At 73.2% G+C, this 17,074-nt stretch carries 18 protein-coding genes; 10 read left to right on the top strand and 8 right to left on the bottom strand.

The window, feature by feature from the left end:
* Nucleotides 1–15 precede the first annotated feature (15 nt).
* The 6 genes from sdhA (at nucleotide 16) to ABT160_RS16990 (ending at nucleotide 6,883) form a co-directional block, all read left to right on the top strand.
* Complete coding sequence (gene sdhA, locus ABT160_RS17015; RefSeq protein WP_351648246.1) at nucleotides 16–1,770, top strand: succinate dehydrogenase flavoprotein subunit; 1,755 nt, start codon at nucleotides 16–18, stop codon at nucleotides 1,768–1,770.
* On the top strand, nucleotides 1,770–2,528 hold the full coding sequence (locus ABT160_RS17010; protein WP_351648245.1) for a succinate dehydrogenase iron-sulfur subunit: 759 nt from the start codon (nucleotides 1,770–1,772) through the stop codon (nucleotides 2,526–2,528). Before sdhA ends, ABT160_RS17010 begins: the two co-directional genes overlap by 1 nt.
* Nucleotides 2,529–2,659: 131 nt before the next feature.
* Nucleotides 2,660–3,184 carry a hypothetical protein gene (locus ABT160_RS17005; RefSeq protein ID WP_351648243.1) on the top strand — a complete coding sequence of 175 codons (525 nt, stop codon included), beginning with the start codon at nucleotides 2,660–2,662 and terminating at the stop codon, nucleotides 3,182–3,184.
* A gap of 134 nt (nucleotides 3,185–3,318) precedes the next feature.
* Entirely contained in the window at nucleotides 3,319–4,509 is a 1,191-nt protein-coding gene (locus ABT160_RS17000) for a cytochrome P450 (protein ID WP_351648242.1), read from the top strand.
* Nucleotides 4,510–4,511: 2 nt separating this feature from the next.
* A complete protein-coding gene (locus ABT160_RS16995) occupies nucleotides 4,512–4,706 on the top strand; it encodes a ferredoxin (RefSeq protein ID WP_351648241.1) in 195 nt (64 codons plus the stop codon).
* Nucleotides 4,707–4,807: 101 nt separating this feature from the next.
* The gene (locus ABT160_RS16990) at nucleotides 4,808–6,883 is read left to right on the top strand and encodes a DUF4132 domain-containing protein (protein WP_351648239.1); all 2,076 of its coding nucleotides are present in this window, start codon (nucleotides 4,808–4,810) and stop codon (nucleotides 6,881–6,883) included.
* A gap of 46 nt (nucleotides 6,884–6,929) precedes the next feature.
* Here the strand turns inward: ABT160_RS16990 and ABT160_RS16985 are convergent, their stop codons facing one another.
* Entirely contained in the window at nucleotides 6,930–7,718 is a 789-nt protein-coding gene (locus ABT160_RS16985) for an alpha/beta fold hydrolase (RefSeq protein ID WP_351648238.1), read from the bottom strand.
* A gap of 137 nt (nucleotides 7,719–7,855) precedes the next feature.
* Between ABT160_RS16985 and ABT160_RS16980 the strand changes: the two genes are divergently transcribed.
* Genes ABT160_RS16980 through ABT160_RS16970 form a run of 3 tightly spaced genes read left to right on the top strand, consistent with a single transcriptional unit; the run spans nucleotide 7,856 to nucleotide 9,571 of the window.
* Nucleotides 7,856–8,287, top strand: a complete 432-nt coding sequence (locus tag ABT160_RS16980; protein WP_351648237.1) for a hypothetical protein — start codon at nucleotides 7,856–7,858, stop codon at nucleotides 8,285–8,287.
* A gap of 5 nt (nucleotides 8,288–8,292) precedes the next feature.
* Complete coding sequence (locus tag ABT160_RS16975; RefSeq protein ID WP_502984240.1) at nucleotides 8,293–8,766, top strand: thiol-disulfide oxidoreductase DCC family protein; 474 nt, start codon at nucleotides 8,293–8,295, stop codon at nucleotides 8,764–8,766.
* Between the two features lie 10 nt (nucleotides 8,767–8,776).
* Nucleotides 8,777–9,571, top strand: a complete 795-nt coding sequence (locus ABT160_RS16970; RefSeq protein WP_351648235.1) for a TetR/AcrR family transcriptional regulator — start codon at nucleotides 8,777–8,779, stop codon at nucleotides 9,569–9,571.
* Between the two features lie 31 nt (nucleotides 9,572–9,602).
* On the opposite strand, the gene ABT160_RS16965 is transcribed toward ABT160_RS16970, so the two are convergent.
* The 3 genes from ABT160_RS16965 to ABT160_RS16955 form a co-directional block, all read right to left on the bottom strand.
* On the bottom strand, nucleotides 9,603–11,159 hold the full coding sequence (locus ABT160_RS16965) for an ABC transporter substrate-binding protein (protein WP_351648234.1): 1,557 nt from the start codon (nucleotides 11,157–11,159) through the stop codon (nucleotides 9,603–9,605).
* A gap of 147 nt (nucleotides 11,160–11,306) precedes the next feature.
* Nucleotides 11,307–12,596 (bottom strand): metallophosphoesterase, encoded by a 1,290-nt coding sequence (locus ABT160_RS16960; RefSeq protein WP_502984245.1) that lies wholly within the window; start codon nucleotides 12,594–12,596, stop codon nucleotides 11,307–11,309.
* A gap of 21 nt (nucleotides 12,597–12,617) precedes the next feature.
* Nucleotides 12,618–12,872 (bottom strand): SCO4848 family membrane protein, encoded by a 255-nt coding sequence (locus ABT160_RS16955; RefSeq protein ID WP_351648231.1) that lies wholly within the window; start codon nucleotides 12,870–12,872, stop codon nucleotides 12,618–12,620.
* Nucleotides 12,873–12,999: 127 nt separating this feature from the next.
* Between ABT160_RS16955 and ABT160_RS16950 the strand changes: the two genes are divergently transcribed.
* Nucleotides 13,000–14,268 (top strand): D-alanyl-D-alanine carboxypeptidase family protein, encoded by a 1,269-nt coding sequence (locus ABT160_RS16950; RefSeq protein WP_351648230.1) that lies wholly within the window; start codon nucleotides 13,000–13,002, stop codon nucleotides 14,266–14,268.
* Here the strand turns inward: ABT160_RS16950 and ABT160_RS16945 are convergent.
* From ABT160_RS16945 to ABT160_RS16930, 4 genes are read right to left on the bottom strand one after another with little or no spacing between them, the layout of a single operon-like run.
* Nucleotides 14,216–15,163, bottom strand: coding sequence for a YihY/virulence factor BrkB family protein (locus tag ABT160_RS16945; protein ID WP_351648228.1), 948 nt, complete (start codon nucleotides 15,161–15,163; stop codon nucleotides 14,216–14,218). The genes ABT160_RS16950 and ABT160_RS16945 overlap by 53 nt on opposite strands.
* On the bottom strand, nucleotides 15,151–15,585 hold the full coding sequence (locus ABT160_RS16940; protein WP_351648227.1) for a GtrA family protein: 435 nt from the start codon (nucleotides 15,583–15,585) through the stop codon (nucleotides 15,151–15,153). The genes ABT160_RS16945 and ABT160_RS16940 overlap by 13 nt, the downstream gene beginning before the upstream one ends.
* Nucleotides 15,582–16,535 (bottom strand): decaprenyl-phosphate phosphoribosyltransferase, encoded by a 954-nt coding sequence (locus ABT160_RS16935; protein WP_351648226.1) that lies wholly within the window; start codon nucleotides 16,533–16,535, stop codon nucleotides 15,582–15,584. The genes ABT160_RS16940 and ABT160_RS16935 overlap by 4 nt, the downstream gene beginning before the upstream one ends.
* Nucleotides 16,528–17,055, bottom strand: coding sequence for a phosphatase PAP2 family protein (locus ABT160_RS16930; RefSeq protein WP_351648224.1), 528 nt, complete (start codon nucleotides 17,053–17,055; stop codon nucleotides 16,528–16,530). Before ABT160_RS16930 ends, ABT160_RS16935 begins: the two co-directional genes overlap by 8 nt.
* Between the last annotated feature and the right edge of the window lie 19 nt (nucleotides 17,056–17,074).

Raw genomic sequence — 17,074 nt, 5'->3', positions numbered from 1 at the left:
GAGGTAATCCACGTCATGAAGATCCACAAGTACGACACCGTCATCGTCGGCGCCGGTGGCGCCGGCATGCGCGCCGCCATCGAGTCGACGAAGCGCAGCCGCACCGCGGTGCTGACGAAGCTCTACCCCACCCGCTCCCACACGGGCGCCGCGCAGGGCGGCATGGCCGCCGCGCTGGCCAACGTGGAGGAGGACAACTGGGAGTGGCACACCTTCGACACGATCAAGGGCGGTGACTACCTGGTCGACCAGGACGCCGCCGAGATCCTGGCGAAGGAGGCCATCGACGCCGTCCTCGACCTGGAGAAGATGGGCCTGCCGTTCAACCGGACCCCGAACGGCACCATCGACCAGCGCCGCTTCGGCGGCCACTCGCGCAACCACGGCGAGGCCCCGGTGCGCCGGTCCTGCTACGCCGCGGACCGCACCGGCCACATGATCCTCCAGACGCTGTACCAGAACTGCGTCAAGGAGGGCGTGGAGTTCTTCAACGAGTTCTACGTCCTGGACCAGCTGATCACCGAGGTCGACGGCGTCAAGAAGTCGGCCGGCGTGGTCGCCTACGAGCTGGCCACCGGCGAGATCCACGTCTTCCAGGCCAAGGCGGTCATCTACGCCTCCGGCGGCACCGGCAAGTTCTTCAAGGTGACCTCCAACGCGCACACCCTCACCGGTGACGGCCAGGCGGCCTGCTACCGGCGCGGCCTGCCGCTGGAGGACATGGAGTTCTTCCAGTTCCACCCGACGGGCATCTGGCGCATGGGCATCCTGCTGACGGAGGGCGCCCGTGGTGAGGGCGGCATCCTCCGCAACAAGGACGGCGAGCGCTTCATGGAGAAGTACGCGCCGGTCATGAAGGACCTCGCGTCCCGTGACGTCGTGTCCCGCTCCATCTACACGGAGATCCGCGAGGGCCGCGGCTGCGGTCCCGAGGGCGACCACGTCTACCTGGACCTCACGCACCTGCCGCCGGAGCAGCTGGACGCCAAGCTCCCGGACATCACCGAGTTCGCCCGTACGTACCTCGGCATCGAGCCGTACACGGACCCGATCCCGATCCAGCCCACCGCGCACTACGCCATGGGCGGCATCCCGACCAACGTCCAGGGCGAGGTGCTGTCCGACAACACCACCGTCGTCCCGGGCCTGTACGCCGCCGGCGAGGTCGCCTGCGTCTCGGTGCACGGCGCCAACCGCCTGGGCACCAACTCGCTGCTCGACATCAACGTGTTCGGCCGTCGCGCGGGCATCGCCGCCGCGGAGTACTCGGCGCAGCACGACTACGTCGAGCTGCCCGAGGACCCGGCGTCGCTGGTCGTGGCCCAGGTCGAGGCGCTGCGCGACTCCACCGGCTCGGAGCGGGTCGCGGACCTGCGCCGCGAGCTGCAGGAGACGATGGACGCCAACGTGATGGTCTTCCGTACGGAGCAGACCATCAAGACGGCCGTCGAGAAGATCTCCGAGCTGCGCGCGCGGTACAAGAACGTGTCGGTCCAGGACAAGGGCAAGCGGTTCAACACGGACTTGCTGGAGGCCATCGAGCTGGGCAACCTGCTGGAGCTGGCCGAGGTCATGGCCGTCTCCGCGCTGGCCCGCAAGGAGTCCCGCGGCGGTCACTACCGCGAGGACTACCCCAACCGCGACGACGTCAACTTCATGCGCCACACCATGGCGTACCGCGAGGTCGGCGACGACGGCTCCGAGACCGTCCGTCTCGACTACAAGCCGGTCGTCCAGACCCGCTACCAGCCGATGGAGCGTAAGTACTGATGGCTACCCCGACCCTGGACAAGCTCGAGGCCGACTCGACCTCCTCGCACCTGATCACGGTCACCCTGCGGGTCCGCCGGTTCAACCCGGAGGTCTCCGAGGACGCGGTCTGGGAGGACTTCCAGCTCGAGATCGACCCCAAGGAGCGCGTGCTCGACGCCCTCCACAAGATCAAGTGGGACGTCGACGGCACGCTGACGTTCCGGCGCTCCTGCGCGCACGGCATCTGCGGCTCCGACGCGATGCGGATCAACGGCAAGAACAGGCTCGCCTGCAAGACGCTGATCAAGGACATCAACCCGGAGAAGCCCATCACGGTCGAGGCCATCAAGGGCCTGACGGTCCTGAAGGACCTGGTCGTGGACATGGAGCCGTTCTTCCAGGCGTACCGCGACGTGATGCCGTTCCTGATCACCTCGGGCAACGAGCCGACGCGCGAGCGCCTGCAGAGCGCCGAGGACCGCGAGCGGTTCGACGACACCACCAAGTGCATCCTGTGCGCCGCGTGCACGTCGTCCTGCCCGGTGTTCTGGAACGACGGGCAGTACTTCGGCCCGGCGGCCATCGTCAACGCGCACCGCTTCATCTTCGACTCGCGCGACGAGGGCGGTGAGCAGCGCCTGGAGGTCCTGAACGACAAGGACGGCGTGTGGCGCTGCCGCACCACGTTCAACTGCACGGACGCCTGCCCGCGCGGCATCGAGGTCACCAAGGCGATCCAGGAGGTCAAGCGCGCCCTGATCACGCGGCGCTTCTGACCACCAGGACCACCGGGACCACCGGTCCGCCGAGGGCCCGCTTCTGTACGCTCACCGTACGGAGGCGGGCCCTCGGGCATCCCGGGGCGTCCAGTACCGGGCGTAGTCGATTCGTTGGGGAGTACGAGCAGATGAGCGATCCGAACCAGAACCCGTACGCCGGGGGCGGGGGCCACCAGGCCGGGGGCGGCGGCGAGTACCAGTGGGGGCCGGCGCAGCCGACCCAGGGGGCCGGTTACGGCTACCCGGGCCCGGCGGGCGGTTACGGCTACCCGGGCCCCGCCTATCCGCCGGTCCCGGGCGGGATGCCGGGGGCGCCGCTGGTGGCGATCGGCGACATCACCGTGCTCCAGGACTCGATCATGACGCCCGCCGGGGCCCTGCCGCTCAAGGGCGCGGTGTGGAACGCCACGGACATGTCGCGCACCGAGGAGAAGATGCCGACGGTGGCGATCGTGCTGGCGGTCGTGTTCTTCGTCTTCTGCTTCCTGGGGCTGCTGTTCCTGCTGATGAAGGAGAAGGTGACGACCGGGTTCGTGCAGGTCACGGTCACCAGCGGCGGGCGGCACCACGCGACGATGATCCCGGCGACCAGCCCGCAGACCTTCGCCATGGTGATGGGGCAGATCAACTACGCGCGGTCGCTGAGCGCGTAAGGCGCCCGAGGGGCCGCCGGGGGCGGTGGGGGCTGGGCCGGACGGGGGAGTTTGGCCGAACTGTGCATGGACCATTTAGGTGCCTTGGGCATGTAGTGGAGATCGGTACGACCGGCTCTTCCAAGCGAGGTCTGATGACGGAAACCGTTTCCTTCCCCCAGGACCGCACCTGTCCCTACCACCCGCCCGCCGCCTACGAACCCCTGCGCCGCGCCCGGCCCCTGACCCGCGTCTCGCTGTACGACGGCCGCACCGTCTGGGTCGTCACCGGACACGCCGCCGCCCGCGCGCTCCTCGTCGACCAGCGCCTTTCCACCGACTCCACCAACGCGTCGTTCCCGGCGACGAACGAGCGGGTCGCCGTGGTGCGCGGCAAGCGGCGGGCCGCCCTGCTCGGCTACGACGACCCCGAGCACAACACCCAGCGCAGGCTGCTCATCCCGAGCTTCAGCGTGCGGCGGATCGCCGCCATGCGCCCGATGATCCAGCAGACGGTGGACGGGCTGCTGGACGCCATGGAGCAGGACGGCAACCGTGCCGAACTGGTCAGCGCGTTCGCGCTGCCGGTGCCCTCGATGGTCATCTGCGACCTGCTCGGGGTGCCCTACGCCGACCACGAGTTCTTCGAGGAGCAGTCCCGCAAGCTGCTGCGCGGGCCCGCCGTCGAGGACGCGGAGAAGGCCCGCACCCTCCTGGAGGACTACCTGGGCGCGCTGGTTGAGCGCAAACGGGACAATCCCGGGGAGGGCCTCCTGGACGAGCTGATCGCCCAGAGCGCGGCCGAGGGGCGGTTCGACCGCCGGGAGCTGGCCGACCTGGCGCTGATCCTGCTCATCGCGGGCCACGAGACCACGGCGAACATGATCTCGCTGGGCACCTTCACGCTGCTCCAGCACCCGGAGCAGTTCGCCGAGCTGAAGGCGGACCCGTCCCTGATGCCCACGGCCGTCGAGGAGCTGCTGCGGTTCCTGTCGATCGCGGACGGGATGCTGCGGGTGGCGACCGAGGACATCGATGTCGAGGGGACGGTGGTCGCCAAGGGCGACGGGGTGGTCTTCTCGACCTCGGTGATCAACCGCGACGGCGCCGCCTACCCCGAGCCGGACGCGCTCGACTGGCACCGCCCGGCCCGCCACCACGTGGCGTTCGGCTTCGGCATCCACCAGTGCCTCGGGCAGAACCTGGCCCGGGCCGAGATGGAGATCGCCCTCACCACGCTCTTCGAGCGACTGCCCGGACTGCGGCTCGCCGCGCCCGCCGGGGAGATCCCGTTCAAGCCCGGGGACACCATCCAGGGCATGCTCGAACTGCCGGTGGAGTGGTGACCGTGACGCGCATCGACATCGACACGGACGTCTGCATCGGGGCGGGCCAGTGCGCCCTGACCGCGCCGGGCGTCTTCACCCAGGACGACGACGGCTTCAGCGCGCTGCTGCCGGGCCGCGAGGACGGCGCCGGGGACCCGATGGTGCGCGAGGCCGCCCGCGCCTGCCCGGTGCAGGCCATCAGCGTCCAGGGGTAGTCCGGCGTGTACGGGGACGGGGCGGCGCCCCGTCCCCGTACACGCGCCGGGTGCGGGCCCCGGGGCGGGCGCTGTCAGTGGGGTCCCCTACCTTCAGGGTCATGGAGGGGACCACGGGCCTGGGGACCAGGCTCTACGAGGCGGGGGTGCGGCAGCGGACCCAGGGGGGCGCCGCCGTGCGGGAGTTGCTGGGGTCGCTGGACCCCGGCGGGCGGCGGTGGGCCGCGCTGTGGATCCACCGGACGCTGTGCCACGCGGACGCCGACCGGGCCGGCAGCTGGGAGGTGCCGTGGCTGGCGGGGCAGCGGCTCGGCTGGAGCGGGGCGGAGGCCGACGAGCTGTTCGCCCGGCTGGTGGGGGCCGGGGCGCTGGTCGACCCGGGCACCCTGCTGCGGCGGTTCGGCGCGCTCGTCGCCCTGCCGCTGGCCGCCGCGCGCGAGGCCGGGGACGCCGACCGGATGCTGCTGCGGGCCGCCCGCACGGCGTCGCTGTCGGCCTGGGGCGGACAGGACGAGGACGGGGAGAACGCGCGGATACGGGCGGAGCTGGATGCCCTGATCGGCCCCGAGGCCGACGACGGCACCGGCCTGGAGCGCCACCTCCTGGACGACGAGGACGCGTTCGGGCCCCGGGTGCGCGCCGCGCACACCGCGCTGCTCGCCCGCCCCGGGGTCGCCGCGCTCCTCGCGCACTGCCGGGACCTGGACCGGGCCAGGCCGTCCGGGCGCTGGCGCGCGCGGGCGGCGGAGCTGCTGGCGCGGGTCCCCGGCGGCGACGAGCTGGCCCGGACGGTGCTCTCCGAGCTGGCCGCGCAGCCCGAGCACCAGGTCGTCGCCCCGCGGCCGTTCGGCGTGGAGCGGCGGCGCGGCATCGCGGGCGACGCCAACGAGCGGCTGGCCCGCGGCCTGGTGTGGGCCAGCGCGGACCTGGCGCGGGAGTGGGTGGTGCCGGTCCTCGGCGAGCTGGCGCTCAACGCGGGCACCGGCCGGGGCGGTTCGGGCGGCGAGTGCCGGGCGCCCAGGGTCGCGGCGGCGGCCGTGGCGGTGCTCGGCGCGCGCGAGGGGGACGAGGCGGGGCGGGCGGTGGAGTGGCTGGGTCGGCTGCGCCACCGGGTGCGCAACCGGACCCTGGCCAAGGCGGTCGGCAGGTCCCTGGAGGCGGTGGCCGCGCGGCGCGGGCTCACGCCGTCGATGCTGGCCGAGCGCGGGGTGCCGACGGCGGGCCTGGACGCGCGCGGGATGCGGGAGGAGCCGCTGGGGGCGTACACGGCGGTGCTCTCGGTGGCCCCGGCGGGCGCCGCGCTCACCTTCCGCGGGCCGGAGGGCCGGGTGCTCAAGTCCGCGCCGAAGGAGGTGCGCGAGGCGCACGGGGAGCGGCTCGCGGAGGTCAAGGAGGCGCTGAAGCGGCTGCGCGCCCTGCTGCCGGTGGAGCGGGCCCGCCTGGAGGAGCACCTGGTCGCGGGCACCCGGTGGCCGGCCGGCGACTGGGAGCGGTACTACGTCGACCACCCGGTGACCGGGGCGCTGGCGCGGTCCCTGGTGTGGGAGGCCAGGAGCGCGGCGGACGACGGCTGGACGGCCGGGCTGCCCGAGCGCACCGGGGGCGGCTGGGCGCTGGCCGACCCGGACGGCACCGCGCTCCCGGTCGGCGGCGCGGGGACGGTGCTGCGGCTGTGGCACCCGGCGCGCGCGGTGGGCGAGCGGTCCGGGGAGGTGCGGTCCTGGCTGGAGGAGGCGGCGGCGCGCGCCCTGCGCCAGCCGTTCCCGCAGGTGCGGCGCGAGGTGTACGGGACGGGACCGGCGGGGCCCCCGGTGGAGGTGGACCACCCGCGGCTGCGGGCGCTGCTGGCCGAGCGCCGCTGGGCGGGCGGGCACCTGGGGTACTTCACCGAGGGGTACGCGGCGGAGGTGGTGCGCGAGCTGCCGCGCCCGGGCGAGACGGCGCCGGACGCGGGCGGGGCCTGGCGCGCGGTCCTGGAACTGCGGCTGGTGGGACGGGGCGCGGCGGACGGCGTGACCCGGTGCGTGCTGGGCGGCCCGCGCTTCGAGCACCGGCCGGGCCCGGGTGCGGACTGGGAGCCGGTGGCGGCGGAGCGGGTGCCGCGGGTGGGGCGCAGTGAAGTGCTGCGGGACGTGGGCCTGTTCACTCGGTCGGCAGGGGACGAGCAGCAGCCCTAGGGCGTGTTGCGAAAGTCCCGCCTGCCCCGCGACGCCCTAGCCCGGATCAGGAGCGGGCCTCCCGGAGGAAGTCCAGGAGCAGGTCCGCGGTCTCGTCCGGGCGCTCCAGGGACGGCAGGTGGCCCGCCCAGGGCAGTTCCAGGTGGCGGGCCGCGGGCAGGGTCGCGGCCAGCCGGGCCGCGATCCGGCGGAAGTCCTCGATGTCGTGGGCGCCGCCGACCGCGAGGGCGGGCGCGGTGATGCGGGACAGGTCGGGCGCGGGGGGCGCGGGGGCGGCCGGGGCCCGTTCGGCGTCCTCGGGCACGGCCCGTGCCTCGGCGGCCAGGTCCGCCTCGAAGGCGTGCCGCTGCATCTCGGCGACCCGGGCGCGCACCGCGTCGGTGGCGTCCGGACCGAGCCAGAACTCCGCGTTGTACGCGGCGGCGCCCGCCAGGTCCCCGGCTTCGAGGAGCTCGTCCTCGCGCTCGGCGAACGCCCGCAGGGCCGGGCCCGGTTCATGGCCGGGCATGCCCGAGCAGAGCAGGGCGAGCGCGTCCACGCGTCCGGGCAGGCGGGCGGCGAACTCCAGGGCGACGCGCCCGCCCCAGGAGGCGCCGACCACGGCGGCCCGTTCGACGCCGAGGGCGTCGAGCAGGTCCCGTACGTCCTCGGCGTCGCTGTAGTCGCCCGCGTCGCCCGGGGTCTCGCCGTGACCGCGGAGGTCGGGCGCGAGCACCTGGTACCCGGCCGTCACCAGGGCGTCCCGCTGGGGGCCCCACATGCGGCGGTCGCACACGCCGGAGTGCAGCAGCAGGACGACGGGGCCTTCACCGGCACGTTCATGAGAGAGCGTCATGCCGCCGACCCTAAGCGCCACTCCGGTGCGGCGCCCCTGTATTTCCGCCCCGTCGGCACATCGCTTGAACATGTTCAAAAGAAGCCCTACAGTCAGGGCTACCAGCTTTTGAACACGTTCAAGGGAAGGTGGGGCACATGGACCTCACTGTTGTCGCGTACATCGCCTACCTGGTCATCAGCGTGGCGCTCACCATCTGGGTGGCCCGCACCCTCAGCCGCAACGGCCGGGTCTTCCTCGCGGACGTCCTGCACGGGAACGAGAAGCTCGCGGACGCCGTCAACCACCTGCTGGTCGTCGGCTTCTACCTGGTCAACTTCGGCTTCGTCGCCCTCTACCTCAGCCGCGACACCGCCGTGCGCGACGCCCGCGAGCTCTTCGAGGCCCTGTCGGTCAAGCTCGGCGTGGTGCTCCTGGTGCTGGGCGTGATGCACCTGGCCAACGTCTACGTACTGAACAAGATCCGCCGCCGGGGCGTCCTGGAGCGCGGCCAGTTCCCGCCCGTACCGCCGCAGGGCTGGACCCCGCCCGCCCCGGGCAAGGGCCCCTGGGCCGCGCCCGCCCGGTGACGGCCGTGACCGCCACCCCGGCCGCCCCCGGCGCCGCACCCGCCCCCGCACCCGCACCCGCACCCGGTCCCGGTCCCGCGCAGGTCCCCGTCACGGGCGTCACCGTCCTCTACGACGCCCACTGCGCGCTCTGCGTGCACCTGCGCCACTGGCTGCTCGGCCAGCGCCGGCTCGTCCCGATGCGGCTGGTGCCGGCCGGGTCGCAGGAGGCCCGGCGGCTCTTCCCCGCGCTGGACCACCGGGCCACGCTCCAGGAGATCACCGTGATCGGCAGCGGCGGACAGGTCTACCGCTCCACCGCCGCCTGGATCGTGTGCCTGTGGGCGCTGGCCGAGCACCGGCCCAAGGCCCACTGGCTGGCCACCCCGGCCGGGGCGCCGTTCGCCCGGGCGACCGTGCTGGCCGCCGCCAAGTGGCGGGAGCTCACCGCCGATCCGTGCGCGGGCGGCCGGTGCGGTACGCCCGACGGCCCCGGTTAGGCTCGACGCCGTGAACGACGCCACCGAAGAGCAGGCCCCCGCCAAGGCCCCCAAGAGCGAGCAGACCCGCACGCTGATCCTCGAGACCGCGCTCCGGCTGTTCCAGGAGCGCGGTTACGACAAGACGACGATGCGGGCCATCGCGAAGGAGGCCGGGGTCTCCGTCGGCAACGCGTACTACTACTTCTCCTCCAAGGAGCACCTGGTCCAGGGCTTCTACGACCGGATCGCCGCCGAGCACCAGGCGGCGGTCCTGCCGGTCCTGGCCCGGGAGAAGGACCTGGAGGACCGGATGGCCGGGGTGCTGGCCGCCTGGCTCGACATCGCCCGGCCCTACCACGAGTTCTCGGCCCAGTTCTTCAAGAACGCCGCCGACCCCGAGAGCCCGCTCAGCCCCTTCTCCCCCGAGTCGGAGCACGCCCGCGCGGCCGCCATCGACGTGCACCGCCAGGTGCTCGAGGGCGCGAAGTCCAAGGTCCCGGACGAACTGCGCGACGTGCTGCCCGAGCTGATGTGGCTGTCCCAGATGGGCCTGGTCCTCTACTGGGTCTTCGACCGCTCCGAGGACAGCGAGCGCAGCAGGCGGCTGGCCGCGCGCGGCGCCCGGCTCACCGCGCGCGGCGTCGCCCTGGCCCGCTTCCGGGTGCTGCGCCCGCTGGTGCGCGAGGTGCACGAGCTGTTCTCCGACTTCCTGCCCGGCATGGCCACGGCGGCCGCCGCCCGCAAGGTGCGCGAGGACCGCAAGGAGGCGCGGGACGGCGGGGCGGAGGGCACGAAGGCGCCCCGGGACCCCGAGGAGTCCTGAGGCGCCCGGTGCACGACCCCGGGGCGGCCGGTCAGAGCCAGCTGAGTTCCCACAGCCGCCAGATGCCGGTGCCGTCCGTGAGGTACTGCGAGCCCGCCACGTCACCGCTGCTGAGCACGTAGTCCTTCTTCTGCCACAGCGGGAGGAGCGGCACGTCCTTGGCCACCTCCTGCTGGATGGCCTTGAAGTCCTGGACGGCCTGGGAGCGCTCCCCGTACTGCTGGGTGGTCTGGATCAGCCCGTCGACGGCCTTGCTGGCGTAGCCGTTGTGCATCGAGTTGCCACTGCTGACCAGCGGCTGGGTGAAGCTGTCGGAGTCCGGGAAGTCGGGCAGCCAGCCGACCGTGAACGCGTCGTAGGTCCCGCGCGCGTACTCCTGGAGGAACGTCTTCCAGGCGACCGGCTTGACGGTGACCTCGAACAGCCCGGTCGCGTCCAGCTCGCGCTTGAGCTCGGCCGCCTCGGCGGCGTAGGTCTCGCCGTCGCGGTGCGCCAGCGTGAAGCGCACCGGCGTCTGCACGCCCGCGTCCCGCAGCAGCTCCTTCGCCTCCTTGGCGTCCGGCTGCGGGTAGCGGTCGAAGAACGACGTGGTGTGGCCGAGGAAGCCCTGCGGGATCAGCGAGTAGAGCGGCTCGACGGTCGAGTGGTAGACGCTGCCCGCGATCTTCTGCCGGTCCACCACGGAGGCGACCGCCTGTCGCACCGCCCTCTTGGCCAGCGGCGCGCCCTTGCGGACGTTGAAGACCAGGTTGCGGATCTCGGCGCTGTCGGCCTCGGTGACCCGGACGCCGTCCTTCGTGCGGTCCATGTCCGCGATGAACTCCGGGGGCATCTGCCGGTGGGCGACGTCGATCCGGTGCGCCTTCCAGGCGTCCGCCATGTCGTCGGAGTCCTTGTAGTAGCGCACCGTCACCGGGCCGCCCTGCTTCACCAGGGCGCCCTTGTAGCGGGGGTTGGGTTCCAGCTCGGCGTCGCCGCCGACCTCGAACTTCCTGAGCACGTACGGCCCCGAGCCGTCCACCCCGGTGCCCTCGCGCAGCGAGGTGCGCGGGTAGTGCTCGCGGTCGACGATCGAGCCGGCGCCGGTGGCGACCTTCTGCGGGAACGTCGCGTCGCGCGCGGAGAGCTTGAAGGTCACCGACCGGCCCTGCGCGCTCACCGACTTCAGGGTCGGGAACAGCGAACTGGGGCCCGCGTCGGCCTTGATGCCCATCATCCGGTCGAAGGAGTACTTGACGTCCTCGGCCGTGATCCCGCGGCCGTTGGAGAACGTCAGGTCGTCGCGGAGCTCACAGCCGTACGACGTGAGGTCCGTGCCCAGCCACCGGCAGGACTTCGCGGCGTCCGGCACCGGCAGGGACGCGCCCTGCTTGAAGGTGAGCAGCGACTGGAAGACGTTGCTGTACATGGCCCAGGAGCCGGCGTCGTACGCCCCGGCCGGGTCGAGCGACGTCACCTCGTCGGTCGTGCCGACCGCGATCGCGTCCTTCTTCTTCGCGCTCGTGGCGGGAAGGAGCTGCCAGGCCCCCACCCCCACGGCGACCAGAACGGCACAGATGACGAGTATTCGCAGTCTGATCGACCGCATGGCCGTGCTTCCTTTCGCCCACCCCCGACGTGATGCCGCTCACCCAATCACACGGCCTTCACATCCGGAAGGGAAAAGCTTCACCACACAGGTATCGATTCAGTCATGTATGCCGGTCTTGTACACGGCGATTCACGGACAGTCATCTCATGCCTGGAATGAGGCGAGTTGGACCACTGTGATGTCCGACGGCGCGCCCACCCGGACCGGCGGTCCCCACGCCCCCGCGCCCCTCGACACGTACAGCTGGGTGTCCCCGTAGCGCTCCAGGCCGGCCAGCGTCGGGTTGGCCAGGTCGGCGATCAGGTTGCCGGGGAAGAGCTGCCCGCCGTGGGTGTGCCCGGACAGCTGGAGGTCCACCCCGTGCCGCACCGCGTCGTGGATGACGACCGGCTGGTGGGCCAGCAGCACCGCCGTGCGGGTGCGGTCGCGGTCGCCCAGGGCCCGCCCGAAGTCCGGCCCGCGCCCCTCGCTCTCGCCCGCCACGTCGTCCACGCCCGCCAGGTCGAAGTACGCCGTCTCCACGCGGTCGTTGCGCAGCGGGCGCAGGCCCAGCTCCCGCACCTCCTCGACCCAGGCGTCGGCGCCGGAGAAGTACTCGTGGTTGCCGGTGACGAAGTACGAGCCGTGCCGGGCGCGCAGCCCGGCCAGCGGCTCGGCCGCCGGGCCCAGGTCCGCCACGCTGCCGTCCACCAGGTCGCCGACGACGGCCACCAGGTCGGGGTTGGTGGCGTTGATGGTGTCGACGATGCGCCGGGTGTGGGCGCGGCCCAGGATCGGTCCGAGGTGGATGTCGCTGACGACCGCGATCCGGTAGCCGTGCGCGGCGCGGGGCAGCTTGGCCAGCGGCACGGTGACGCGCTTGACCCGGGGCCCGCGCAGCACCCCGTACGTGCCGTACCCGACGGTCCCCACGGCCGCCGCCGCTGCCGCGCCCCCGACGACCCGCGACACGAACAGCCGGCGGGACGGGGCGGCGGGAGCGGTGCGCTCCCCCGGCTCGTGCGGCCCGGGGCCGGACGCGGCCGGGGCCTCGGGCGCGGGCTGCGCCGTGACGGCGGCCACCGCGACCGGCTCGGGCTCCGGCTCTGCGGCGGGGCCGGGACCGGGCGCGGCGGCCCGGCGCTCCACGAGGCGCCGCAGCAGCGGCCGTACCACCTCGCCCACCACCAGGGCGAGCACCAGGTACAGCAGCAGGGCCAGCCACAGGTAGCCCGGCCAGGCGAGCACCTTCTGCAGCCAGAAGGGCGCCCCGGACCGCCCCGAGGCGAGCGCCCCGACCGACAGCAGCGGCAGGACGACCAGCGCCGCCGCGCCGACCCGGCGCCAGGGGCTGCCGGGCCTGGTCACGTCACGGACCAGCCGGCGCCACACGTACCAGTGCACTCCCGCCAGTACGGCGAGCACCACGACCACCACGAGCGCGACGACGACCACCACGGTCCGGCTCCCTGTCCCTTATCCCTGATCCGGGTGTTGCCCGCGTCGCAATGCGCGCACGCCACGCAACCCGATGACCCCGACCACCGTCCCCAGGAGAAACGACGTCATGGCGAGCAGCAGGTGGACCCAGAAGTACGCGGTGGGTTCGCCGTCTTCGAAGGCGAGGCCGCTCCCGTCCTTCCAGAGATTGCGGGCGAAGGTAATCCAGATGAACCAGCTCCACACCCCGAACGCGAGCAGGAACCAGGAGGCGGAACGGCTGAGCTTCATGGGATCAGTATCGTCGGGCGGCCCCGCCGCCACCGGCCGGGGTGGTACTGGGCTGTCCCGGCGGACCTTGGGCGGGGCGGCGGCGCCGGTGTCCGGATCGGCGCCGCGGCCCTGTACGTTCTCGCTCGTGTCCGCTTTGAAGAAGACCGCTCTGACGGTCGCCGCCGCCGCGCTGCTGCCCGCCCTCACCGCCGCGCCCGCGCTGGCCGCCCCCGGCCCGACCCCCTCGGGGGGCGCGGCCTCCGGGAAGACGGACGACAAGCAGCCGAAGCAGCCGCAGCCGCCGGGGCTGATGTCCACCGTCGGCGGCGCGCAGCTGGGCCGCCCGGGCACGCAGGTCAACCTGGGGGCGGGCGCCCCCGTACTCCCCAAGGAGCTTTCCGGGCGCTCCTGGGTGGTGGCGGACGCGGAGAGCGGCGAGGTGCTCGCCGCGCACAACGCGCACTGGCGGCTGCCCCCGGCCTCCACGCTGAAGATGCTGTTCGCCGACACCGTGCTGCCGCGGCTGCCCAAGGAGCAGCAGCACACGGTCGCCCCGAGCGAGCTCGCCGACGTCGGCGAGGGCTCCAGCCTGGTCGGGGTGAAGGAGAAGCTCAGCTACTCGGTGCACGACCTGTGGCTGGGGGTGTTCCTGCGCTCGGGCAACGACGCGGTGCACGTGCTGGCCTCGATGAACGGCGGCGTCCCCAAGACGGTCACCGACATGAACGCGCACGCCGGTGAGCTCCAGGCGCTGGACACCCACGTGGTCTCGCCCGACGGCTACGACGCCCCGGGCCAGGTCTCCTCGGCGTACGACCTCACCCTGATCGCGCGCAGCGGCATGCAGAAGAAGGACTTCCGGGAGTACGCGGCGACGGCGCGGGCCAAGTTCCCCGGCGAGCAGGACGGCAAGAAGCGCGACTCCTTCGAGATCCAGAACACCAACCGGCTGCTCACCGGCGACTACGGCATCAGCCCCTACAAGGGCATCGCGGGCGTCAAGAACGGCAACACCACGCACGCGGGCGCGACCTTCACGGGCGTGGCCGAGCGCAACGGCCGGGTGCTGCTGGTCACCGTGATGAACCCGTCCTCCGGCGAGAGCCACGCGGTCTACAAGGAGACGGCCCGGCTGTTCGACTGGGGCTTCGCCGCGCTCGGCAAGGTCAAGCCGGTCGGTGAGCTGGTCCCGCCGAAGTCCGCCGAGACCGCCGGGAACAAGGGTTCCGAGGCCGCCAGGGGCAAGAGCGGCGCCCCGGTGAAGGCGGGCCTGGCGGCGCACGAGTCGTCGGGCGGCGTGGGCACCGCCCTCGCGGTCACCGGGGGCCTGCTGGTGCTGCTGGCGGGCGGCGCGTTCCTGATCAACCGGAAGTGGCCGCTGCCCGATCTCGTACGCCGCCGTCCGCGCCCGTAGTCCCCGGCTCGTCCGAAGGCCCCTCGCCGGCCGCCCCGTCCGCGTCCTTGGACGGGGTGGCCGTCCAGGCCGCGCAGAACAGCAGCAGCTTCGCGGTGAAGCTGATCCACAGCAGCAGCGCGACCGGCGTGCCGAACGCGCCGTACATGGACTTCGCCGCCACGCCCTTCATGTAGCTGCCGAGCAGCAGCTTCAGCAGTTCGAAGCCGACCGCGCCGAGCACGCCCGCGACCACCAGGCGGCGGCGCGGCGGCTGGACGCCGGGCAGCAGCGTCAGGACGTACATCAGCAGCAGGAAGTCCGCGAGCGCCGCCACCAGCAGCGCCAGGACCTGCAGCAGCACCCCGCCCCAGCCGCTCTCCGAGATGCCGGTCTGGCGGGCGCTCCAGCCGACGGCCGTGGAGCCGACCGCGGAGGCGGCGAACGCGGTGAGCCCGGCGGCGCCGAGGCCGACCAGGACCAGCGCGTCCTTGCCCTTGCGGGCGAACGGGTTGCCCTCGTCCAGGTCGTCGATCTCCCACACCGCCCGCAGGCAGTCGCGCATCGAGCCGACCCAGCCGATGCCGGTGAACAGCAGCAGCGCGCCGGCGACCACCCCGATGGTGCCCGCGTTGGAGACCAGGGCCTGCAGGTCGAGCTGGTCGGAGATGCCCGGCACCTGCTCGGAGATCTTCGCCTGGAGTTCGTCGAGCTGTTTCTGGCTGAGCAGCGCCGCGCCGACCGCCGCACCCACGGTGATCAGCGGGAACAGCGACAGGAAACTCGTGAAGGTGATCGCGGCGGCGAGCCGCGTCCAGTGCACGCGGTCGAGGGTCTCGTACGAGCGCCACGCGTGCGTGCGCAGCAGCCGCGCCACGAGGGGTCCCACGACGGGGAGCTTGGTCAGCCAGTCCATGGACTACGACTACCCCGGACCGGCGCCGGTGTGCGGAAGACGAGCGTCCGTGTCCCCCAGAAGCGCAGGCAGGTGGCCAGGGCCATGCCGACCCCGAGCCCCGAGACGGTGTCGGCGCGCGCGGAGGTGAGCCCCAGGCCGTAGTGCGAGACGCCGACGCAGAGCAGTTGTACGGCGGCCCCGGCGACGTTCACCGCGAAGAACACCGCGTACTCGCGCAGGCCCGTCCGTCCGCGCCGGTAGGTCCCCAGCGCGTTGCCCAGGTAGGCGACGGTGCACCCGGCCACGAAGGACAGGGACTTGGCGGTCAGCGGGTCCATCGCGAGCGGCCCGCGCAGCCACAGGAACAGCGCCAGGTCGGCGGCGTACGCGGCCAGGCCCGCGGCGGCGAAGGCGGCGACCTCGCGGCCGGTGACCGTCACAGGTCGGTGACCGCCATCCCGTACAGCGCGAGCCAGACCAGGCCGATGACGGCGAGCGCGCGGTCGCGCAGCACCACGTCCTCGGGGGCGCCCGCGGTGCCCCGGTCGGCGAACACGGCGTAGCGCAGCACCGCGAGGATGAAGGCGATCATCGACAGCTGGCGCCAGGGCAGCAGCGAGCCGTTGGCGGTGTTGCCGCTCTCCAGCGCCCACAGGCAGTAGCCGAGCACCGCGACCCCGGCGGCCAGCTGCCACACGAAGCGCAGGTAGCCGGTGGTGTACTCGGTGAGCAGCGCGCGGGTGGCGCCGCCGCGCCCGGCCATCTGCACGGCCTCGGAGTAGCGCTTGGCGGAGACCATGAACAGCGCGCCGAAGCCGGTGGTGATCAGGAACCAGCGCGACAGCGGGATGTCCAGCGCCACGCCGCCGATCATCGCCCGCATCAGGAAGCCGGTGGTGACCACGGCCAGGTCGACGACGAGCACGTGCTTGAGCCGCACGCAGTACGCGAGCTGCATCAGCAGGTACGCGGCGAGCAGCGCGGCGGTCATCGGGTTGCACAGCACCGCGGCGCCGGTGGTCGCGGCCAGCGCGAGCACCCCGCCCGCTGCGTACGCCACCAGCACCGGCACGTCCCCGGCGGCCACCGGGCGGCGGCACTTGACCGGGTGCGCCCGGTCGGCCTCCGCGTCGCGCGCGTCGTTGACCAGGTAGACGGCCGCGGCGGCGGCGGTGAACAGCACGAAGACCAGCGCCAGGTGCAGGGCGGTGCGCCAGGAGACCAGCTCGCCCGCGGCCACCGGGGCGGCGAGCACCAGGACGTTCTTGACCCACTGGCGGGGGCGCGCGGTGCGCACCAGGCCGGCCGGCAGGCCGAGCGCCCGGCGGGCGGGCGCCTGGCGGCGGGCCGGCTCGGGGATCTCCAGGAGGGCGGTGCTGCGCTCAGACACGGGGGCCCCGCTTCCCGGCCAGCCGCACGGTGAGGGCGCCCAGGGCGGCCCCGGCGACCACGTCGGTGGGGTAGTGCACGCCGACGACCAGCCGGGACACGCACATGGCGGCGGCCAGCGGCGGCAGCAGGTGGCGGCCGACCGGGCCGAGCGCGCCGAAGGCGACGACGGCGGCGGCCGCCGAGGTGGCGTGCGAGCTGGGGAAGGAGTGGCGTCCCGCGGTGCGCACGAGCGGGTCGAAGACGGCGCGGGCGGGGCGGGGGCGGCGTACCACCCGCTTGACGCCGATGCTGGCCAGGTGGGCGGTGGCGACCAGACCGGTGCCGCGCAGCCAGGCGGCCCGGCGGCCGCGGTCGGCGGCGGCGCCCGCGAGTCCCGCCGCCAGCCACAGCGCGCCGTGCTCGCCGCCGGCCGACAGCGCCCGCGCGACGGCCGCGACCTGCGGCTGGCCTCCGCAGTCGCGCAGCGCGGCGAGCAGTCGGCGGTCCGCGCCGGTGCCCGCGCGTTCGATGCGTCCCATGGGCCACCCCTTTCGTCCG

Source organism: Streptomyces sp. NPDC001941 (genome assembly GCF_040296945.1).
GTDB lineage: Bacteria > Actinomycetota > Actinomycetes > Streptomycetales > Streptomycetaceae > Streptomyces.
Note: the sequence above shows the minus strand (reverse complement) of the source record. Positions and strands in the feature narration are given on the sequence as shown.